Annotated in this window: 1 protein-coding gene; it reads left to right on the top strand. The window is 44.9% G+C overall.

Features of this window, described 5'->3' with window-relative positions:
- A partial coding sequence (locus tag AAEY57_RS20210) for a CorA family divalent cation transporter (RefSeq protein WP_350608687.1) occupies positions 1–265 on the top strand: 265 nt, incomplete at both ends.

Below are 265 nucleotides of genomic sequence, written 5' to 3'. Positions count from 1 at the left end.
CTACATGCACTTGTACTTGATGGACAAGGCGGCGCTCGCCCTATTGAAAGCACTAATGAGCTAAATAGCTGGCAACCAAGCCACGGAAAACTTTGGGTGCACATGGACTATAGCCAAAGCGAGGCTGTTGAGTGGCTCAAGGCACAGCCTCATTTAAACGATTACGAATTAGAGTCCTTAATTGCTGATGAAACACGCCCGCGAATTACATCAACGACTAACGGACATATGTTATTTTTACGTGGTGTAAATTTAAATCCAGCAC

The organism is Pseudoalteromonas sp. MER144-MNA-CIBAN-0113, from assembly GCF_040308965.1.
Lineage (GTDB): Bacteria > Pseudomonadota > Gammaproteobacteria > Enterobacterales > Alteromonadaceae > Pseudoalteromonas > Pseudoalteromonas tetraodonis.
The sequence above is the reverse complement of the archived record's forward strand: the minus strand, read 5'-3'. Positions and strand labels throughout refer to the sequence as shown.